This window comes from Lentilactobacillus sp. (genome assembly GCF_040773105.1).
GTDB classification, from domain to species: domain Bacteria; phylum Bacillota; class Bacilli; order Lactobacillales; family Lactobacillaceae; genus Lentilactobacillus; species Lentilactobacillus parabuchneri.
In genome coordinates this window covers 1-18,286 of the sequence record NZ_JAXGWW010000016.1, presented here as the reverse complement: position 1 = coordinate 18,286, position 18,286 = coordinate 1, and the positions used below count along the sequence as shown (strand labels likewise).

The following is an 18,286-nucleotide window of genomic DNA, read 5'->3' as shown; positions in this document are numbered from 1 at the left end:
TTCATAACAAAAAGCCGAGTGGATACCGTTCTTACCACATTATTTTCGAGTACCCGGTCCAAATGCTGGATGGTGAAAAAGTGATTTTGGCGGAGATTCAGGTACGAACGCTGGCCATGAACTTTTGGGCCACGGTAGAGCACTCCTTAAATTACAAATACAAGGGAGAATTTCCCGATGATTTAAAGGCCCGCCTGGAACGGTCAGCTGAAGCCGCCTTTCATCTTGACGAAGAAATGTCAGAGATTAGAGACGAACTTCAAGAAACTAAAAAGCAGGACCGGAAGACAGATGTGAGGAAGTCGTCTGATGAAGATAGCCATTTACAGTAATCTTGGAGAGTCGTCCAACATTGTGGCGACGTCACTCAAGAAGAAAATTGAAGAATCGCCCGATTTGAGTATCGATGGGCTGAACCCCGAAATTGTGATTTCAGTTGGTGGGGATGGGACGTTGTTGTCTGCATTTCATCATTATCAAGATATCAGTGACCGGATTCGGCTGGTCGGCATTCATACAGGTCACCTTGGGTTTTACACCGATTGGCGTGATTATGAGGTTTCAGAACTCGTTGACAGCTTGGAGCATGATGACGGTCAAAGCGTGACCTATCCATTGTTGGATATTAAGGTCAATTATGTTAATGGTGGCCGCGCGGACATGGGACTCGCACTCAACGAATCGACGTTGAAACAAATTTCCGGTTCAATGGTTGCGGATGTTTATATCAAAGATACGTTATTTGAAAGCTTTCGTGGCGATGGTTTGTGCGTTTCGACCCCAAGTGGTTCGACCGCCTATAACAAGTCGGTTGGCGGAGCGATCATTAATCCAACTTTGAATGCGATTCAAATGGCTGAAATATCGTCGATTAACAACCGGGTCTTCCGGACACTTGGCTCACCACTGATTATTTCACCGGATGAGTGGGTCAAAATTGTGCCAAAAAGTTCGAATCGAACCATCCTAACCTGTGATCATCAGGTGATTTCAAGCGAACCGGTTGAGTCGGTGGAGTACCGTATTTCTAAACGGCGAATTGCATTTGCCCAGTATCGTCACACTCAGTTCTGGCGCCGGGTAAGCAATTCATTTATTGGCAAGGTTAATTTAGATGACTGAATTTATATGGAAATATAACGGGTCTGCACCAATTAAAGTGCGGACCTTTATTATGGGGCATGGCATTACGAGAACCCTGTTGAAAAAAATTAAGTATCATGGCGGCCAAACCTTGGTCAACGGCGAACCATCATTGGTCAATCGGCTGCTTGATGCCGGTGATGTTGTGAAAGTGGTGCTTCCTAAAGAACCGGAAAATGATCATGTCAGTGTCTCCAACGTACCGATCAAGATTGTTTATGAGGATCCCAACTTTCTGGTGGTCAATAAGCCGGCTGGGGTGGCTTCGGTCCCGTCACACAATTATTCGGATGATTCATTGGTCAACCGCGTGAAGGGCTATTATCTGCGGCAACACTACGCCAATCAAAAGATTCATATTGTGACCCGACTGGACAAAGATACCAGCGGTCTGGTGATTTTTGCCAAGCACCACTTTGCCCATTCTGTTTTGGATAAACAGCTTAAGGACAGGACGATCCAAAAGACCTATCTGGCAATTGTGGCCGGACGAATTTCGTCGCCGCATTTTGAAATTTATTTGCCAATCGGGCGGGTTGAAGGTTCATTTGTTAAACGCCAGGTCATCGACTCCGGCAAGCTTTCGGTAACCGAGGCGTGGACAGTCTGCCGCCTGGCGAAGCAAACCCTCCTGCGGGTCCGTCTGCATACCGGAAGGACCCACCAGATTCGCGTTCATATGCGTGAAATCGGCCATCCACTTATTGGCGATTGGCTGTATAATCCAGATGATCATTCACTGCCCAGGCAAGCCTTGCATTGCGCTGAACTGACGTTTTATGATCCGTTTGGCGATCAGGAGATTCATTGTCAAGCGCCCTTGCCGGCGGACATGAAATCCTATATCAGCTTGAATAAACGTTGATTTTAACTGGTCTGTCTGTTCTGTCATGAAGCTTCCAGCAACTTTTCCTTTGGGTTTGAAGTGGGGGCTTATTTGAAATTTGACTGTGATATAATGAACTGCGTTTGTGGAGGGGTTTAAGTGAAAAAAATTGAGTTTGGAAAAGCATTTATAACGGATCATTTGGCACTATTTCGCTGTCCGCTGTGTCAATTACCTTTTGACACGGTTGAGGGCTATTCGCTGATTTGCCCACAACATCACAGCTTTGATCTCTCTAAAAAAGGCACGCTGTTTTTCTTAACCAAGCAGGCCAACAACGAATACGATAAGGGGATGCTGGAATCTCGTCACCGGATCCTACAGGCGGGGTTATTCGACCCAATCGTGGCTGCTATCAGTCATCATTTGGGTGATCGACCAGAAACAATTTTGGACGTTGGCTGCGGGGAAGCGACGCCCCTAACCCGTTTATTAGCCTTAAGAGAACCACACGATACCGCGATTGGGTTTGATATCTCAAAGGATGGGATTAACTTGGCTACCCAACAGCCGGTCGACGCCTTTTTCTGCGTGGCTGATTTAGCCAGGCTGCCTTTTAATGACGCGACTTTTTCAGCGGTGATTGATTTATTTTCGCCTTCCGCATATGGTGAGTTTAATCGGGTGATTCAACCCGGTGGCAAGTTGATCAAAGTCATTCCAAATAGCGGCTATCTCCACGAACTTCGAGAAGCATTATTTGGGGTGGGACAGAAGAATAGCTCATACTCCAACGAAAAGGTTTATGAGTTATTCTTGAAGCATTACCCAAATGCGACAATTAACGAGCTTACATACACATTTTCAATTCCCGAGGGGTACCAACGTGACATGATGATCATGACGCCGCTTCACTGGGGAAAAGACCGTCAGGACAACGCGAACGACTTGGTTAATCAACTTGAGTCGATCACAGTTGATGTGTCGGTTATGGTCGCAAACTTTTAAATTATTTGGAGGAAAACATGACGAATCATATTGTACTGTTTGAACCACTGATGCCTGCGAATACGGGCAATATTGCCAGAACTTGTGCCGGAACCGACACGGTTTTAGACTTAATTGAACCGTTGGGGTTTAGCATTGATGATAAGCATTTAAAACGTGCCGGGCTCGATTATTGGAATAAGGTTCAGATTAATTACCACCAGAACCTTCCGGCATTTTTGAAAACCGTCAAGGATCCCAAGAAGTTGTTTTTAGTTTCTAAATTTGCCAATCAAGACTATACCGATCCTGACTATTCCGACCCTAATCAGGATTATTACTTGTTATTTGGGAAGGAAACGACCGGCCTTCCGGAACCGTTTATGCGCAAGAATCCCGAAAAGGCTATCAGAATTCCGCAAGATGATGACAATATCCGTGCGTTGAATCTGTCAAATACCTGTGCAATTGTGATTTATGAAGTACTGAGGCAGCAGGGATTTAACCATCTGGAACGGACACATCACTATGAACACGATAAATTAAAATAAGTTTGTTTGACTCTTAACGAAAGGAGGAACCTTTGGATGAAACGCAAGACAACATCGAAAAGGCCCGCTGCTAAACGCGGCAGGCCACGTAAGTCAACTCGTAAACCAGCCAGTAAAAGTAGTTTTTTGGATAAATATTCTTGGAATATTGTTGGTGGAATTGCCGCAATCTTTGCATTGCTCGGGTTGTTTCAAGCCGGCATTGTCGGGAAATTTATGATCAATGTGACCAGAATCTTTGTCGGCGGCCTGTACCCGCTTGGACTATTAGTTGTTGTCATTTTCGGCCTTGTCCTTGCCGGCTTTTCCCGGCTGCCTAAAATTCCGCTGAGATACACCCTTGGGACTTTACTGGTCTTAATTGGCGTCTTAGTGTGGTTAACGCTGATTGAATACGTTCAAGCAGCCCAACCCGTTGATTTTATGAGCTTTAACTGGCAGAAACTGATGGATGATGTGGCCTCGGCCAATACCGACTCCAATATTGGCGGCGGAATTTTGGCCACGGCACTTTTTTATGTCAGTCACTTGTTATTTGGAAAGATTGGCACTGGAATTGTTGCCAGTTTAGTCATCCTGTGTGGGGGCTTTGTTCTTTTCAACATTTCATTTTCAAAAATCTTTGTTGGTGTTCGACAAGCATTAACGTTTTTGAAAGCTCAGGCTGCCAAGGTAAATAAGAAACCGGCTGTAAAGCCTCGAGATTGGCCGCAGACAAACGCAAACCAGCAGCCGGTAGATAATCCTACCCCAACATCTCAAACGCCTGAAACTGCCGAAAATCAGCCAAATCAGCTGTCTTCGTCTACGATTACGATTTCCGGGATGCCCGTTTCTGAAGATGTCAAAAAAACAGCTGAGGAAAAGCCTGAAAAGCCGGCATCAAAAGAAGATGACGATGTCAAAGATACCGGCGAGGTTGACTTGGTTGACGTTAAGGAAGATGATTCCTATAAATTACCCAGTCCGTCGTTGTTGACTCAGATTCAACAGGATGATCAATCCGGCGAGCTAAAATCAATTGATCATAACGCACAGGTGCTGCAAAAGACGCTTGATAGCTTTGGTGTTAAGGCAGAAATTAAGCACGTCAGCTTGGGACCCTCTGTGACCAAGTACGAACTACATCCGGATATTGGCGTTAAGGTCAGTCGAATTGTGAATTTAGCCGATGATATTGCTTTGGCCCTGGCTGCTAAAGACATCCGGATTGAAGCACCAATTCCGGGAAAATCACTGATTGGGATCGAAGTGCCGAACCGAAAGATTGCGACGGTTTCATTTCGTGACGTGGTTGAGCATCAGCCAAACAACCACGGTCACATTCTTCAAGTGCCGCTTGGAAAAGACGTGAATGGCAATGTGATCGCCGCTGACTTGACCAAGATGCCCCATTTACTGATTGCCGGGTCAACTGGTAGTGGTAAATCTGTTGCGATCAATGGCATTATCACGAGTATCTTGCTTCACGCCAAACCCAGTCAGGTCAAATTGATGCTGATTGATCCTAAAAAAGTGGAGCTTGGTGTCTATAATGGGATTCCGCATTTGTTGAGTCCGGTGGTTTCCGAGCCGAAGAAGGCTGCCCGAGCACTGCAAAAGGTAGTTTCCGAAATGGAAAACCGTTATGAGCTGTTTGCCAAATTTGGTCAGCGAAAGATTAGTACCTACAATGACTTTGTCGCCAAGAATAATCGCGAAAACGAGACGAAAATTCAGCCGATGCCATATATCGTCGTTATCGTCGATGAATTGGCTGACCTTATGATGACGGTTTCCAACGATGTTGAAGCTGCGATTATCCGTTTGGCACAGATGGGCCGAGCTGCCGGCATCCATATGATTTTAGCAACTCAGCGTCCTTCCGTGGATGTCATTACCGGGTTGATTAAAGCAAACGTGCCATCAAGAATTGCCTTTGCGGTTTCCAGTGGCATTGATTCCAGAACGATTATTGATACCAATGGGGCCGAAAAGCTCTTGGGACGTGGGGACATGTTGTTTTTGCCGATTGACTCCAACACACCAATTCGGGTTCAGGGCGCATTTATTTCGGATAAGGACGTTTCTCGGGTGGTGAAATTTATTACCGATCAACAGTCGGCAGATTATGATGAGTCAATGATGGTTAGTGATGAAGAAATCAAAGAAGAGGATCAAGAAGATTCCGAGGATGATTTATTCTCAGATGCCCTTGATTTTGTGGTTGACCAGCAAAAGGCCAGTACCTCACTGCTTCAACGACACTTCAGAATTGGTTATAATCGGGCTGCCCGCTTAATCGATGATCTGGAAAAACGCGGCTACATTGGACCGCAGGATGGCAGCCGGCCGCGACAGGTGTATAAGGAAAAACAAGAGTAATCATGGTGTTTTAACCAAAGTGGTAACTTGGACACAAAAAAGCCCGGACAGTAAAAACTGCCCAGGCCTAATCCTCAATCCATGTGGATTAAATAAATGTCATGATTGCTGAGATGACCAGTGAACTGATCGTTGCAATAATCATGAGCCATACGAAAACCAATGTAATTTTTTGAAATCTCGTTCTTTTTTTACGCGCCAATGTTTGCACCACTTTCTCTTGTATTCCATACACAGTTTAACTATCATTATCGTTCAATGCAATATGTTTTGTCAAAATCAGGAGGCCCGATCATGCATATTTCTCCTTGGATGACTAATACGGCAACATTTCTTTTTCAATTATTGATTCTGTTTATCGTTGCCGGCTTCTTAGTTATTTTAAGAAAAAACCAATATTTTCGATCAAAAGTTGCCATCAAGCCGCTGGACTTCTGGCCGCCAATTTTGTTGTACTTCATTCATGAAATCAGCAAAGAGGGGTTATCGGGGTCATTTATTCCCGAAGTGGTGATTGTCTGGCTTGGGCTTACCTTAATTGTTTTGATTTGGCAAATTTTTTCCAACCCAAAATTAACGTACAAAAAATTTTTTGTGACCTTTTGGCGCTTCAGCGATCTATTCTTATTCTTCTGTTGGATCGTCGTTGGCTTGTTCGTTATTTTTCAAGCCGTTTAACAAAATAAGCACAATCGTCGAACCGAAGTGGTGATTCACCACTTTGGTTCTTTTTTTGTCTGCATAAAGGTGAAATCCACCACTCTTGATGTCGGGGCACCAATCCCTGTTCTGACGGCATTTCAATTCTGATCTCAACCAGTTTATAACAAAATTTTTACAAAAATTGAGGATGCGTGGTTGATAGTGGTGAATTGTGGTAGAATGTGATTGCAAGCTGAAATTAGGGGTGATGACGACATGTTCATGGGTGAATATCAACACAATATCGATGCCAAAGGTCGTATCATCATCCCCGCAAAGTTCCGCCAAGATCTTGGCGACAAACTTGTCGTCACTCGCGGAATGGACGGATGCCTTTTTGGGTATCCAATGACCGAATGGGAAAAAGTACAGGGAAAGATTGACACGCTTCCCATTAACAAAAAAGACGCGCGGTATTTTACGCGTTTCTTCTTCTCCGCCGCAGTTGAATGTGAATTTGACCGGCAGGGAAGAATTAACATTCCAAACACATTGCGTGATTACGCGAAGATCGAAAAGAAATGTGTTGTTGTCGGCGTTTCCAATCGTTTTGAAATTTGGAGCGACGACCGCTGGAACGACTTTACGAATGATGCTGAAGAAAACTTTAATGACATTGCTGAAAATATGATTGATTTTTAGACAGGACATTTTAACAAACGGGGGGTGATTGAATGGCTGACTTTAAGCACGTAACGGTACTACTGAACGAAGCGGTTGATGGATTAAACATCGACCCGAACGGAACGTATGTGGATGCCACACTTGGTGGTGGGGGACACACCACTAAAATATTAAAGCAACTCACCGGCGGCCATCTATATTCCTTTGATCAAGATGAGGAAGCCATTGATTACAACCAAAAGCACCTCTCGAAGTACCTTGAGGATGGGAAATTAACCCTGGTTCACGATAACTTCCGCAACCTAAAAGAAGCATTGAGCAGTCTGGGGGTTACCGAGATTAACGGGATCGTGTACGATCTTGGCGTTTCTTCTCCCCAATTTGACGAAGCTGGAAGGGGCTTTAGTTATCGCTTTGACGCCCGACTTGATATGCGAATGGACCAAGATAATCCAGTCGATGCCTGGAAGGTTGTCAACGAATGGCCATATGAAAAATTGGTCCGAATCTTTTACCGTTATGGGGAAGAAAAATTTTCGAAATCAATTGCCAGACGGATTGAAGCAGTTAGAAAAGACCATCCCATTGACACCACTTCTGATTTAGTTGAGGTGATTAAGGAGGGAATCCCCGCAGCAGCAAGGCGTCACGGCGGCCATCCCGCCAAAAAAGTGTTCCAAGCAATCAGAATTGCCGTCAATGACGAGCTTTCTGCATTGGAAGATTCTTTGGAACAGGCGCTTGATTTGTTAAAAGTTAGTGGGAGAATTAGTGTTATAACGTTTCAATCATTGGAAGACCGGCTTGTTAAGACAATGTTTAAAGAAAAAACGTCCTTGCCGGATCTGCCACCTAATTTACCAATCATTCCTGAGGGAATTAAACCGAAATTTAAAAGTATTACTCGAAAACCAATTATTCCAACTGCAGAAGAGCTGAAAGACAATCACCGGTCACATAGTGCGAAGCTGCGGATAATTGAACGCATTAAAATTTAGAATAAAGGAAGAGTACATATTATGGCCCAAAATAATTTAGCACGGAATTTGACAGAAGAACCACAACCGTCTGTTTCTGAACCCGAAAAAGTTCAAATCAAACGGGTGAGCATTGGAAAAGCACTCAAGTTGTCATCGTTTGAAAAGCTGTTAATTGTTTGTGGAAGTGCAATGCTAACTGTGTTAATGTTAGTAGTTGTATCATCCAAGATTGCATTATCAAACTCACAACATGAGCTGCAGCATCTGGACAATCAAATTGTCAATGTTCGCAATAATAATACGAACCTGAAACAACAAATCGGGGAACTGCAAAGTAGTACCCGCTTAGATAAAATTGCGCACAAGAGTGGCATGTCGCTTTCGAACGCAAACATAAGGAATGTTACTAAATGAAAGATTCATCGGATCGTTCTGCTGAAAAACTGAATGCCCGTAAAAGCCGGAAAATTGTTGGAATTAGTCTCTTCCTTGCATTTTTCCTGCTTTTTGCATTTTTAGGTACTCGCCTGCTGGTGATTGCAGTTGGCAAGAACGTCAAAAACGTTAATTTAAATGACCGTGCTGAAAAGCTCTATACCCAAACCCAGACCCTCAAAGCCAGACGAGGATCTATTTATGATGCAAACGGAAATCCGATTGCAGAAGATACCAGTACATATTCGTTATACGCAGTTTTGGACAAGAGTCAGCGTAGCTTGACTGGTAAGCCACTTTACGTTGTTAACAAAAATAAGACTGCCAGTGTTCTTGCAAAATATCTACCAATCACGAAGAAAAAAGCGTTGAAGATCCTTTCACCTAAAAATAAGCATCCTTTCCAAGTTGAATTTGGAAGCGCTGGGACCAATATTTCATTACTAACCAAGAAAAAGATTGAGGCCAAAAAGCTTCCTGGAATTGATTTTGTGCAAAAACAGGCCAGATTATACCCCAACGGTGTTTTTTCGTCTAATTTAATCGGGGTTGCGGTTTCGGAAACCAACAAAAAGACCGGGGCATCGAATTTAGTTGGCCAAATGGGCATTGAACAAGCGTTCAATAAGACGCTATCCGGGCGTAACGGCTATAAAGACGCTCAATATGATGTTTATGGCTATAAACTGCCAGGTAAACGACAAAAAGAAAAACCCGCCAAAAACGGGGACAATATTTACACCACAATTGATTCACGCATTCAAACGTTACTGGAAAGTGAAATGAACTCGGTACAGTCTCAGGTTCACCCGGCAGGGATGAATGCGGTTTTGATGGATGCCAAAACCGGCAAGATTGTCGCCGCTTCCCAACGGCCAACGTTTAACGCCGCGACATTGAGCGGGATTGGATCTGCATGGACCAATACGTTAACGGCTGACACTTATGAACCTGGTTCAACGATGAAGATTTTTACGATGTCTGCATCCATTGACTCTGGCCACTATAACGGGAATGATACCTACGAATCAGGACGTTACTCCATCGATGGCAAGATCGTTCCAGACTGGAACCCGAGCGGCTGGGGGTATATCACCTACAATAAAGGGTTTGCACTTTCAAGTAACGTCGCCATGGCTCATTTGGAGCAGCAGATGGGACCCAAGACTTGGAAAAAATATATTAAACGATTTGGGTTCTTGAAGTCTACAAACAGCGGCTTACCGGGCGAACTGTCAGGAAAGCTGCAATTCACTTATCCAATTGAGCAGGCTGATTCGGCATTTGGTCAAGGAATTGAAGTCACCACCATGCAGATGATGCAGGCGTTAACTGCCGTTTCAAATAATGGTACAATGATGAAGCCATACTTTATTTCTAAAGTGACGAATTCAACCAATAAAAAGACCGTTAAGAAGTATGGCAAGCAGGTGGTTGGCCATCCGATCAGTGCGCAAACGGCCAAAGCAGTTAGAAAACACATGCAAGACGTTGTTTACAAGAGTTACGGAATCGGAGCTGATTACAAAATTAAGGGCTATCGGGTTGCTGCTAAAACAGGAACTGCCCAAGTCAGCAATGGCTCCGGCGGGTATGCGTCCGGAGATGACAGTTACTTGTACTCAGTTGCTGGAATGGTCCCCGCAAACAATCCACGTTACGTGATGTTTATCACTATGAAGCAGCCGAAGCTAACCGGAACCAAAACGGCTACTCAACTCTTGGCAGAGATCTTTAAGCCTGTGATCACACGTGCTTTGCAAAATTCTAATGCGAAGCAAACAACCGTTAAACGGACAATGCCATCAGTTGCCTATCAGACCACAACTTATGCCAAACGGATTTTAAATGAAAAGGGCTTTAACGTGGTTACCATTGGTAGTGGTGATACGGTCTTGAAGCAATCACCGAGTGCTGGTAAATCGGTTAGTGAACAAAAACGGGTCTTTATTTTGACTTCCAAGGGCTGGAAAATGCCACGAATTATTGGCTGGTCTAAAAACGATGTTGAAGAATTCTGTTCGCTCACAGGGCTCAAGCTTGAATCGACCGGGAAGGGCTATGCCGACAGTCAAAGTATCAGTTTTGAGAAATCAATTTCATCAGGGGACACGCTAAAAGTAAATTTTGAATAGGTAAGGATGGTAAAAAAGAACTATGGGTAATTGGATAACACCTTTATTAAGCGCATTTTTGATAACGGCATTGTTCATGCCAAGCCTGATTAAATATTTCCGGCGACGGCATGAGGGCCAAATGATCCGAGACGAGGGGCCAAAGTGGCATGAGAAAAAGTCTGGCACGCCCACGATGGGTGGCAGCTTATTCATTGTTGCAATTGTGATTACCAGTCTCGTCTATGGTTGGTTTGAACACATGCTTAACCCGACGTTACTGATTTTGCTGTTTGTCCTGGTTGCTTACGGACTGATTGGGATGTGGGATGACAGCATCAAATTGTTCAAACGACGAAATCTTGGACTGAGAGCTTGGCAAAAACTCTTGGGTCAAATTGTGGCTGCCTTGGTTTTCTCGGCAGTATACATACATGAAGGCTTTCCAATGGCGATTAAAATCCCATTTGGTGGGGACCTTCATCTGGGCTACTGGTATATTTTATTCATCGTCTTTTGGCTGGTTGGCTTCACCAACGCAGTCAATTTAACGGACGGATTGGACGGATTAGTTGCCGGCCTGGGAATCATTTCCTTTGCGGCATATGGTATTATTGCCATGATGCAACGGCAAAACGAGGTGGGTGTTTTTTGTTTCGCAGTTGTAGGTGGACTGTTGGGATTCTTCATTTACAACCACAAGCCCGCAAAGATTTTCATGGGGGACATGGGGTCTCTGGCACTTGGCGGCGCACTTGCCTGTGTGTCAGTGCTGGTGCACCACGAATTCTCACTGTTAATTATTGGAATTATTTACGTTTGTGAGACTGCCAGCGTGATGATTCAAGTAGCATCCTTTAAAACAACTGGCAAGCGGGTCTTCTTAATGACACCTATTCATCATCATTTCGAGATGAAAGGTTGGTCGGAATGGAAGGTGGACACCGTCTTCTGGTCGATTGCGCTTGTCGCATCCGCTATTAGTATCCTGACAATTATTTAGAGGTTGGAACAAAACGGCTGGTTTTGATCCAGCCTATTTGACTATTCAAGTAATTAAAAACGAGGAAAAACAATGAAAACAATTAATGATTATCGAAATAAAAAAGTACTGGTTCTGGGTGCAGGTAAAAGCGGTACGCATGCCGCCGAACTTCTTAAGGAACTTGGGGCAACGGTTGTCTTAAGCGATTCCAAGCCAAGTTCAGAGCTGCCGGAAATCGAAGAGTTGGCCGATGCCGGAATTCAAACGATTACCGGAAAACAGGACCCCGCTATTTTAGACGACGGATTTGATATCATGATCAAAAATCCGGGTATTCCATACGACAACGCGGTGGTGGCCGCAGCGGTTAACCACCATTTGCCAATCATCACTGAGGTTGAATTGGCCTCTCAGATAACGGACGCGGAGATTATTGGGGTGACGGGAAGCAACGGGAAAACAACGACCGTCACCATGATTACCGAAATCTTAAACCAGGAACGGAAAAGTGGTCGGGCATACGCCGCGGGCAACATTGGTATTTCAGCCACAGAAACGGCTAAGAAGGCATCAGCAGATGACACGATTGTAATGGAACTTTCAAGTTTTATGCTGCTGGGGATTAAAACACTGCACCCCCACGTTGCGGTCCTAACCAATATTTTTTCGAATCATTTGGATTATCACAAGACTCGGGAAAACTATGTTAACGCAAAAATGCGAATTACCATGAACCAAACGCCTGATGATTTCTTCGTTGTTAATTTCGATTCAGAAGAGTGGCGACAATTGAGTCATCGAAGCGCGGCCAAGGTTGTGCCGTTTGCCCGCACTTCTGAAATTGACAAGGGGGCCTACGAAAAAAACGGTAAGCTCTATTACAATGACGAGTTCATCATGAACGCAGACGACATTAAAGTCCCTGGAAAGCAAAACGTCGAAAATGCCCTGGCTGCAATTGCTTGTGCCAAAGTATTGGGCAAGTCCAACCTGGCAATTACCAACGTTTTAGAGACGTTTACCGGAGTCCGTCACAGACTTCAGTTTGTTCTTGAGGCTAATGGCCGTAAATTCTATAACGATTCCAAGGCTACCGACATTGAAGCCACTCAAATGGCACTTGAAGGATTTGACAAGCCAGTGGTGCTTTTAGCCGGTGGACTGGATCGGGGTTATACGTTTGATAAGCTGATCCCACAGTTTAAGGACCACGTTAAGGCGGCGGTATTGTTTGGAGAAACGGCGGATCTACTGGAAGCCTCACTTCAAAAAGCAGGAATCACCAACATTCAAAAGGTCGACAATCTGGACCAAGCCGTTCCTGCGGCCTATTCGTTTAGTGATGAGGGAGACATTATCCTGCTATCACCGGCCAATGCTAGTTGGGACCAGTTCAAAACCTTTGAGGAACGTGGTGACCGTTACATTCAAGATGTTGAGCAGTTAACGCATAAAGAGGAGGGCCAACAATGAGATTAATTATTTCCGGAGGCGGCACCGGGGGCCACATTTACCCGGCGCTGGCAATCATTGAGGATTTAATGAAGCAAGAACCCGACTCAAAGGTCCTCTACGTCGGATCGAAGCGGGGACTTGAAAGTTCCATTGTGCCTGAACAGGGAATTGATTTCATTGCTTTGGAAATTCAAGGGTTCAAGCGGTCGCTTTCATTTGAAAATTTTAAGACGGTTGCCCTTTTTTTGAAGAGTGTCCGTGAATCCAAAAAGATTATTAAAGACTTCAAGCCCGATGTTGTCATCGGCACTGGGGGTTACGTTTCGGGAGCGGTGGTCTATGCGGCAGCCAAGGCCCACATCCCAACGATGATTCATGAGCAAAACAGCGCGGTGGGGCTGACCAACAAATTTTTAAGCCGCTACGTTGATAAAATTGCGATTGGCTTTCAAGAAGCGGCCACGCAGTTTCCAAAGGAAAAAGTCGTTTTCGCGGGAAATCCGCGTGCACAACAAGTTGCCAATATGAAGAGTACTTTCAACTGGTCGGACATTGGTCTTCAAGACGATCAACCAACGGTCCTGATATTTGGGGGTAGTCAAGGTGCGCCCGCAATTAATAAAGCCGTTATCGGTGCGATTAATGAATTTAATAAACGAACGTATCAAGTGGTATTTGTCACCGGCCAAAAACGTTATCAAAACGTCATTGATTTGCTCGATAAGACGCGGATCAGCAGTAACATCAAAATTTTGCCGTACATAAAAAATATGCCTCAGGTGCTGCCAAAAGTTTCACTGATCGTTGGCCGCTCTGGCGCAACCAGCATTGCTGAAATTACGGCGTTGGGGATTCCCGCAGTTTTGATCCCTAGTCCATATGTAACGGCTGATCATCAAACTAAAAATACCATGAGCTTGGTATCCCGCGGAGCAGCATTAATGATTAAACAAGACGACCTGAATTCTAAAAGTTTGCTAAAAGCCGTCGATCAATTGATGCATGATTCAGATGCCCGTGAGAAAATGGCAGAGAATTCAAAAAAGCTTGGCGTCGTCGATTCAGCCGATGAAATTTTGAATTTGGCCCGAACGCTTATACATTAAAAGTTATCGGGGGGGGAGGTAACTCGTGGGAACGCAAAAGCAAAGTCAACAGGATCAGGGCCACTTGTTTCGGGACTTTCAAATTCGAAACGTCAAGAAAATGTGGCCCTTGGTTACCTTACTGATCGTGATTTTAATGGTGATGATCTTTATGATTTCATCTTATAGTCGGGTGAAAAGTGTGACGGTTTCGGGAAACGAAATTGTCAGTGACCAACAGATTAAGGGCTTTTCTCCGGTTAAAAAGGGGACGTCCTTGTTTGCGGTTTGGGGAAAGACTGATAAGTTGGCCAAGTCACTGAAGGATCGCAGTATGCGGATGCAGTCCGTCAAGATGAAACTGGTTCATTTTAACCAGGTCAAGATTGCCGTTGAAGAGTATCCAACAATTGGGTATCTGTATGTCAGCGGAGGGTATCAGCCGATCCTAAAAAGTGGTGTCATCATTAAGGGGAAGGTACTGAATCCCAAAGCTGGTTTTCCGGTGCTGAAGGGGTTCAAGAATCCTAAGAAACTCAGACGAACCATTAAACAGTACAGAAAGATTAGTCCACCGGTTCGCGCGGTGATTAACACGATCAGTTACTCACCAACCAAGAGCAATCCGGATCGGATTTATCTGCAGATGAGTGATGGCAATAAAGTTTATGCGTCAATCAGTAGTTTTGGTGACAAAATGGACTACTATCCAAGCATCAGTTCCAAGCTGAAAGTCAAAAGTGTCGTCAATTTGGAAGTGGGCGCTTATTCGTATCCCATCACCAAAAAGCAATCAGCAACAAATACGACTACCACGCACGCGCATTAGTGCTAATTAATCTTTTTCGGTGGTTATGATTGTGTTAAACTTATGATATGTTCAGAAAATATTCTAGATGTGGAGGTTCCTTACATATATGGATAATTCGGGTTTATATGTGGGACTTGATATAGGAACTACCTCAATAAAAGTAATTGTTGCAGAAAAAGTAAAAGGGCAATTGAACGTTATTGGTGTGGGAAATCAGCCTTCTAATGGGTTGAGCCGTGGGGTGATCGTGGATATCGATCAAGCTGCCGACGCAATTCGGAGTGCTGTAAATCAAGCTCAAGAAAAAGCAAGTATTGAGATTAAAGACGTTATCGTAAGTGTTCCAGCGAACATGTTACGGATTGAACCATGTAATGGGCTCATTACATTAGATGACCAGTCTCGAGAGATAACTGAAGAAGATGTTAGAAACGTTGCGGCATCAGCTTTAGGGACAAGTTTACCTCAAGAGCGGGAAATTATTGATATCCAGCCGGAAGAATTCATCGTCGATGGGTTTGACGGCATCAAAGACCCTCGGGGGATGGTCGGCGTTCGCCTTGAAATGCGCGGAAAGCTCATTAGTGGCTCAAAGGGCATTATGCACAATTTACAAAAAGCCGTTACCAAAGCCGGCTTGAACATTGTTTCAACCGTCTTAACCCCTCTGGCCGAGAGCCACGTTGTGTTAAATGACGGTGAACAAGACTTTGGGACGATCATCGTGGACTTGGGTGGTGGACAAACAACTGCCTCGGTTATCCACGACCATCAGTTAAAATACGCGACAACCGATCCTGAAGGCGGAACGTTTATTACCAAAGACATTTCAATTGTTTTGAATACGTCCATGAACAATGCAGAAAAAATTAAGCGTGATTATGGTTACGCTGATTCTCTGCAGGCTTCTGCTGATAATGAATTTCCGGTTGAAGTTGTTGGTCAATCAGAACCGACTTACATTGACGAACGGTACCTCGCCGAGATTATTGAAGCTCGTTTGAGCCAAATATTCGATCGGATTAAGGATCGCTTAAATCAGATTCAAGCGCTTGATTTACCGGGCGGAATTGTTTTGACTGGCGGGGTTGCCGCACTTCCAGGAATTGCCGAATTAGCCGCTGACCAATTCAACACTAATGTCAGGGTCTATATTCCTGATCAGATGGGCTTAAGACACCCATCGTTTACAGCTGCACTTTCATTGGTATCATACTTTGCCGATTTGGCAGACGTTGATATGATTGTTCGATCAGCCGTTGGTGCGACATTAACCAAGGCGCCAAAGCTTAGCCAACCTGAACAGGTTCAAACACCGGTATCAGGGAAAGCCAAGAAAACTAAGAAACCAGCACAAAAGAAAAAACGCGGTGAAGGAACCAAGAATTTCTTTAGTGATTTCTTTGATTAAGCACTTAAACGGAGGTATAAGACAATTATGGAATATTCATTAGATTCCACCGATAACCACGGTGCAAACATAAAAGTCATTGGTGTCGGTGGCGGGGGAAGTAATGCCGTCAACACAATGATTAACTCAGACGTAAAGGGTGTCGAATTTATCGTCGCCAATACTGATGTACAGGCATTGGCAACTTCCAAAGCTGAAACTCGGATTCAACTTGGACCCAAGCTCACCCGCGGGTTGGGCGCAGGCTCCAATCCAGATATTGGTGCCAAAGCAGCCGAGGAAAGTGAAGAAGCACTGACTGAAGCCCTTGAAGGTGCCGACATGGTTTTCGTGACTGCCGGAATGGGTGGTGGTACTGGTAACGGTGCCGCACCAATCGTCGCCAAGATCGCTAAGGATCAAGGTGCACTTACCGTCGGAGTTGTGACTCGACCATTCAGTTTTGAAGGTCCAAGACGAGCAAAGTATGCCGATGAAGGGGTTGCCCAATTAAAGGAAAACGTTGATACATTAATCGTTATCTCTAACAACCGATTACTTGAAATGGTTGATAAGAAGACGCCGATGATGGATGCCTTTAAGGAAGCCGATAATGTGTTACGTCAGGGTGTTCAAGGAATCTCAGATTTGATTACCAGCCCTGGATACGTTAACTTGGACTTTGCCGACGTTAAGACCACAATGCAAGACCAAGGTTCTGCATTGATGGGTGTCGGAACTGCCAATGGCGAAAATCGGACTGCTGAAGCAACTAAGAAAGCGATTTCCTCACCATTGTTGGAAGTTTCAATTGATGGTGCAGAACAGGTCCTTCTTAACATTACCGGTGGCCCAGATCTGTCATTATTTGAAGCACAAGATGCATCAGACATTGTCTCACAAGCTGCTACTAGCGACGTTAACATTATTTTTGGAACCTCAATTGACGAATCTTTGGGTGATGAAGTTCGGGTGACCGTGATCGCCACTGGAATTGACAAGAAGAAGGCGGAACAAGGCCGTTTGGCTTCACGACGCACGAGAAGTGCCCGTCCACAGCCAACTGCCCGTCCTCACACTGATCGCCAAACTCAAGATAATGATAATCAACAAGATAACTCAAAGAGTGATCCACTTGGTAATTGGGACATCAGAAAAGAACCAGCCGCAACCCGTCCTGCAGCTCAAGACGAGTTCAGCGATGTTGAGAAGAAGGATTTCGATCCATTCCAGCCAGATGTTAATTCTGATGACACCAAAGTAGATACCAGTGATGACTCTCAAGACGACAGTCCACCATTCTTCAAGCACCGTCGTCGAGGCAAGTAACCTGATTGACCGGTGCGGATTGTTTGGTGCATGTGAAAGGAAACGAAATGCCAAAATTTAATTTAGCTAATTTTTTTGGGATGGATACCGAAGACCAACCAGAAAATCAAATCGAAAAGCCGGCTGATAATGTCGTACTTATGAATAGACAGGAACCAGAATCAAGCAGTATTATTGTGTTTGAACCGATTAACTATACGGATGTCGACGAGATTGCCCAAAAGCTTTTGGAAGATAGCGCCGTTATCATTAAGCTCGATAAGCTGGATGTTAATTCGGCTTCGCGGATGGTTGATTTTTTAAATGGCGTTTTATTTGCCATTCATGGGTCAATCAACCGTTTGGGTAAGAATATCTTCATTTGTTCGCCCAAAAAATTTCAAGTTACTCAGTAAATTTCATTAGAATAAGGAGCAACCTAATTGGCAACATTTATAATTTACGCAGTCTGGTTAATTAACAAGGCGATCAGCATCTATATGCTGGCCATCGTTGTTTATGCTTT

19 protein-coding genes are annotated in these 18,286 nt (G+C 44.4%); 18 read left to right on the top strand and 1 reads right to left on the bottom strand.

The window, feature by feature from the left end; translation table 11 throughout:
* The 6 genes from AB3112_RS01775 to AB3112_RS01750 form a co-directional block, all read left to right on the top strand.
* Positions 1–332 (top strand): GTP pyrophosphokinase family protein (locus AB3112_RS01775; RefSeq protein ID WP_367333877.1); only part of this gene is annotated, 332 nt, incomplete at its 5' end.
* Positions 310–1,122, top strand: a complete 813-nt coding sequence (locus AB3112_RS01770) for an NAD kinase (RefSeq protein ID WP_057910846.1) — start codon at positions 310–312, stop codon at positions 1,120–1,122. The genes AB3112_RS01775 and AB3112_RS01770, both read left to right, overlap by 23 nt.
* On the top strand, positions 1,115–2,008 hold the full coding sequence (locus AB3112_RS01765) for an RluA family pseudouridine synthase (protein WP_084972803.1): 894 nt from the start codon (positions 1,115–1,117) through the stop codon (positions 2,006–2,008). The genes AB3112_RS01770 and AB3112_RS01765 overlap by 8 nt, the downstream gene beginning before the upstream one ends.
* 120 nt (positions 2,009–2,128) lie before the next feature.
* Positions 2,129–2,977 carry a methyltransferase domain-containing protein gene (locus AB3112_RS01760; RefSeq protein WP_084997986.1) on the top strand — a complete coding sequence of 283 codons (849 nt, stop codon included), beginning with the start codon at positions 2,129–2,131 and terminating at the stop codon, positions 2,975–2,977.
* Between the two features lie 17 nt (positions 2,978–2,994).
* Positions 2,995–3,507 carry a tRNA (cytidine(34)-2'-O)-methyltransferase gene (locus tag AB3112_RS01755; RefSeq protein ID WP_084972801.1) on the top strand — a complete coding sequence of 171 codons (513 nt, stop codon included), beginning with the start codon at positions 2,995–2,997 and terminating at the stop codon, positions 3,505–3,507.
* Between the two features lie 36 nt (positions 3,508–3,543).
* Complete coding sequence (locus AB3112_RS01750; protein ID WP_367333876.1) at positions 3,544–5,871, top strand: DNA translocase FtsK; 2,328 nt, start codon at positions 3,544–3,546, stop codon at positions 5,869–5,871.
* An 88-nt stretch (positions 5,872–5,959) separates the two neighbouring features.
* Here the strand turns inward: AB3112_RS01750 and AB3112_RS01745 are convergent, their stop codons facing one another.
* Entirely contained in the window at positions 5,960–6,082 is a 123-nt protein-coding gene (locus tag AB3112_RS01745) for a DUF4044 domain-containing protein (protein ID WP_314322335.1), read from the bottom strand.
* A gap of 83 nt (positions 6,083–6,165) precedes the next feature.
* On the opposite strand from AB3112_RS01745, the gene AB3112_RS01740 reads away from it, so the two are divergent.
* The 12 genes from AB3112_RS01740 (at position 6,166) to AB3112_RS01685 (ending at position 18,176) form a co-directional block, all read left to right on the top strand.
* Positions 6,166–6,549 (top strand): DUF3397 domain-containing protein, encoded by a 384-nt coding sequence (locus AB3112_RS01740; protein WP_057910851.1) that lies wholly within the window; start codon positions 6,166–6,168, stop codon positions 6,547–6,549.
* Positions 6,550–6,789: 240 nt separating this feature from the next.
* Entirely contained in the window at positions 6,790–7,215 is a 426-nt protein-coding gene (gene mraZ / locus AB3112_RS01735; protein ID WP_057910852.1) for a division/cell wall cluster transcriptional repressor MraZ, read from the top strand.
* Between the two features lie 32 nt (positions 7,216–7,247).
* Positions 7,248–8,195: a 16S rRNA (cytosine(1402)-N(4))-methyltransferase RsmH gene (gene rsmH / locus AB3112_RS01730; RefSeq protein WP_057910853.1), complete on the top strand. Its 948-nt coding sequence runs from the start codon at positions 7,248–7,250 to the stop codon at positions 8,193–8,195.
* Between the two features lie 21 nt (positions 8,196–8,216).
* Positions 8,217–8,591 carry a cell division protein FtsL gene (gene ftsL, locus AB3112_RS01725; protein WP_057910854.1) on the top strand — a complete coding sequence of 125 codons (375 nt, stop codon included), beginning with the start codon at positions 8,217–8,219 and terminating at the stop codon, positions 8,589–8,591.
* Positions 8,588–10,747, top strand: coding sequence for a penicillin-binding transpeptidase domain-containing protein (locus tag AB3112_RS01720; RefSeq protein WP_367333875.1), 2,160 nt, complete (start codon positions 8,588–8,590; stop codon positions 10,745–10,747). The genes ftsL and AB3112_RS01720 overlap by 4 nt, the downstream gene beginning before the upstream one ends.
* Positions 10,748–10,769: 22 nt before the next feature.
* Positions 10,770–11,729 carry a phospho-N-acetylmuramoyl-pentapeptide-transferase gene (mraY, locus tag AB3112_RS01715; RefSeq protein WP_057910856.1) on the top strand — a complete coding sequence of 320 codons (960 nt, stop codon included), beginning with the start codon at positions 10,770–10,772 and terminating at the stop codon, positions 11,727–11,729.
* A 72-nt stretch (positions 11,730–11,801) separates the two neighbouring features.
* Entirely contained in the window at positions 11,802–13,184 is a 1,383-nt protein-coding gene (gene murD / locus AB3112_RS01710; protein ID WP_084972797.1) for a UDP-N-acetylmuramoyl-L-alanine--D-glutamate ligase, read from the top strand.
* A complete protein-coding gene (gene murG / locus AB3112_RS01705) occupies positions 13,181–14,272 on the top strand; it encodes an undecaprenyldiphospho-muramoylpentapeptide beta-N-acetylglucosaminyltransferase (RefSeq protein WP_367333874.1) in 1,092 nt (363 codons plus the stop codon). The genes murD and murG overlap by 4 nt, the downstream gene beginning before the upstream one ends.
* A gap of 25 nt (positions 14,273–14,297) precedes the next feature.
* Positions 14,298–15,080 carry a cell division protein FtsQ/DivIB gene (locus AB3112_RS01700; protein WP_057910859.1) on the top strand — a complete coding sequence of 261 codons (783 nt, stop codon included), beginning with the start codon at positions 14,298–14,300 and terminating at the stop codon, positions 15,078–15,080.
* Positions 15,081–15,168: 88 nt separating this feature from the next.
* Positions 15,169–16,473, top strand: a complete 1,305-nt coding sequence (gene ftsA, locus AB3112_RS01695) for a cell division protein FtsA (protein WP_367333873.1) — start codon at positions 15,169–15,171, stop codon at positions 16,471–16,473.
* A 27-nt stretch (positions 16,474–16,500) separates the two neighbouring features.
* Positions 16,501–17,781: a cell division protein FtsZ gene (gene ftsZ, locus AB3112_RS01690; RefSeq protein ID WP_367333872.1), complete on the top strand. Its 1,281-nt coding sequence runs from the start codon at positions 16,501–16,503 to the stop codon at positions 17,779–17,781.
* A 47-nt stretch (positions 17,782–17,828) separates the two neighbouring features.
* Positions 17,829–18,176, top strand: coding sequence for a cell division protein SepF (locus tag AB3112_RS01685; RefSeq protein ID WP_057910864.1), 348 nt, complete (start codon positions 17,829–17,831; stop codon positions 18,174–18,176).
* The last annotated feature ends 110 nt before the right edge of the window (positions 18,177–18,286 follow it).

Coding starts and splice junctions, on each gene's coding strand:
- AB3112_RS01750 (WP_367333876.1), top strand. CDS start 3,544: ATGAAACGCAAGACAACATCGAAAAGGCCCGCTGCTAAACGCGGCAGG.
- murD (WP_084972797.1), top strand. CDS start 11,802: ATGAAAACAATTAATGATTATCGAAATAAAAAAGTACTGGTTCTGGGT.
- ftsZ (WP_367333872.1), top strand. CDS start 16,501: ATGGAATATTCATTAGATTCCACCGATAACCACGGTGCAAACATAAAA.
- mraZ (WP_057910852.1), top strand. CDS start 6,790: ATGTTCATGGGTGAATATCAACACAATATCGATGCCAAAGGTCGTATC.
- ftsL (WP_057910854.1), top strand. CDS start 8,217: ATGGCCCAAAATAATTTAGCACGGAATTTGACAGAAGAACCACAACCG.
- AB3112_RS01740 (WP_057910851.1), top strand. CDS start 6,166: ATGCATATTTCTCCTTGGATGACTAATACGGCAACATTTCTTTTTCAA.
- AB3112_RS01765 (WP_084972803.1), top strand. CDS start 1,115: ATGACTGAATTTATATGGAAATATAACGGGTCTGCACCAATTAAAGTG.
- murG (WP_367333874.1), top strand. CDS start 13,181: ATGAGATTAATTATTTCCGGAGGCGGCACCGGGGGCCACATTTACCCG.
- mraY (WP_057910856.1), top strand. CDS start 10,770: ATGGGTAATTGGATAACACCTTTATTAAGCGCATTTTTGATAACGGCA.
- ftsA (WP_367333873.1), top strand. CDS start 15,169: ATGGATAATTCGGGTTTATATGTGGGACTTGATATAGGAACTACCTCA.
- AB3112_RS01755 (WP_084972801.1), top strand. CDS start 2,995: ATGACGAATCATATTGTACTGTTTGAACCACTGATGCCTGCGAATACG.
- AB3112_RS01720 (WP_367333875.1), top strand. CDS start 8,588: ATGAAAGATTCATCGGATCGTTCTGCTGAAAAACTGAATGCCCGTAAA.
- rsmH (WP_057910853.1), top strand. CDS start 7,248: ATGGCTGACTTTAAGCACGTAACGGTACTACTGAACGAAGCGGTTGAT.
- AB3112_RS01770 (WP_057910846.1), top strand. CDS start 310: ATGAAGATAGCCATTTACAGTAATCTTGGAGAGTCGTCCAACATTGTG.
- AB3112_RS01685 (WP_057910864.1), top strand. CDS start 17,829: ATGCCAAAATTTAATTTAGCTAATTTTTTTGGGATGGATACCGAAGAC.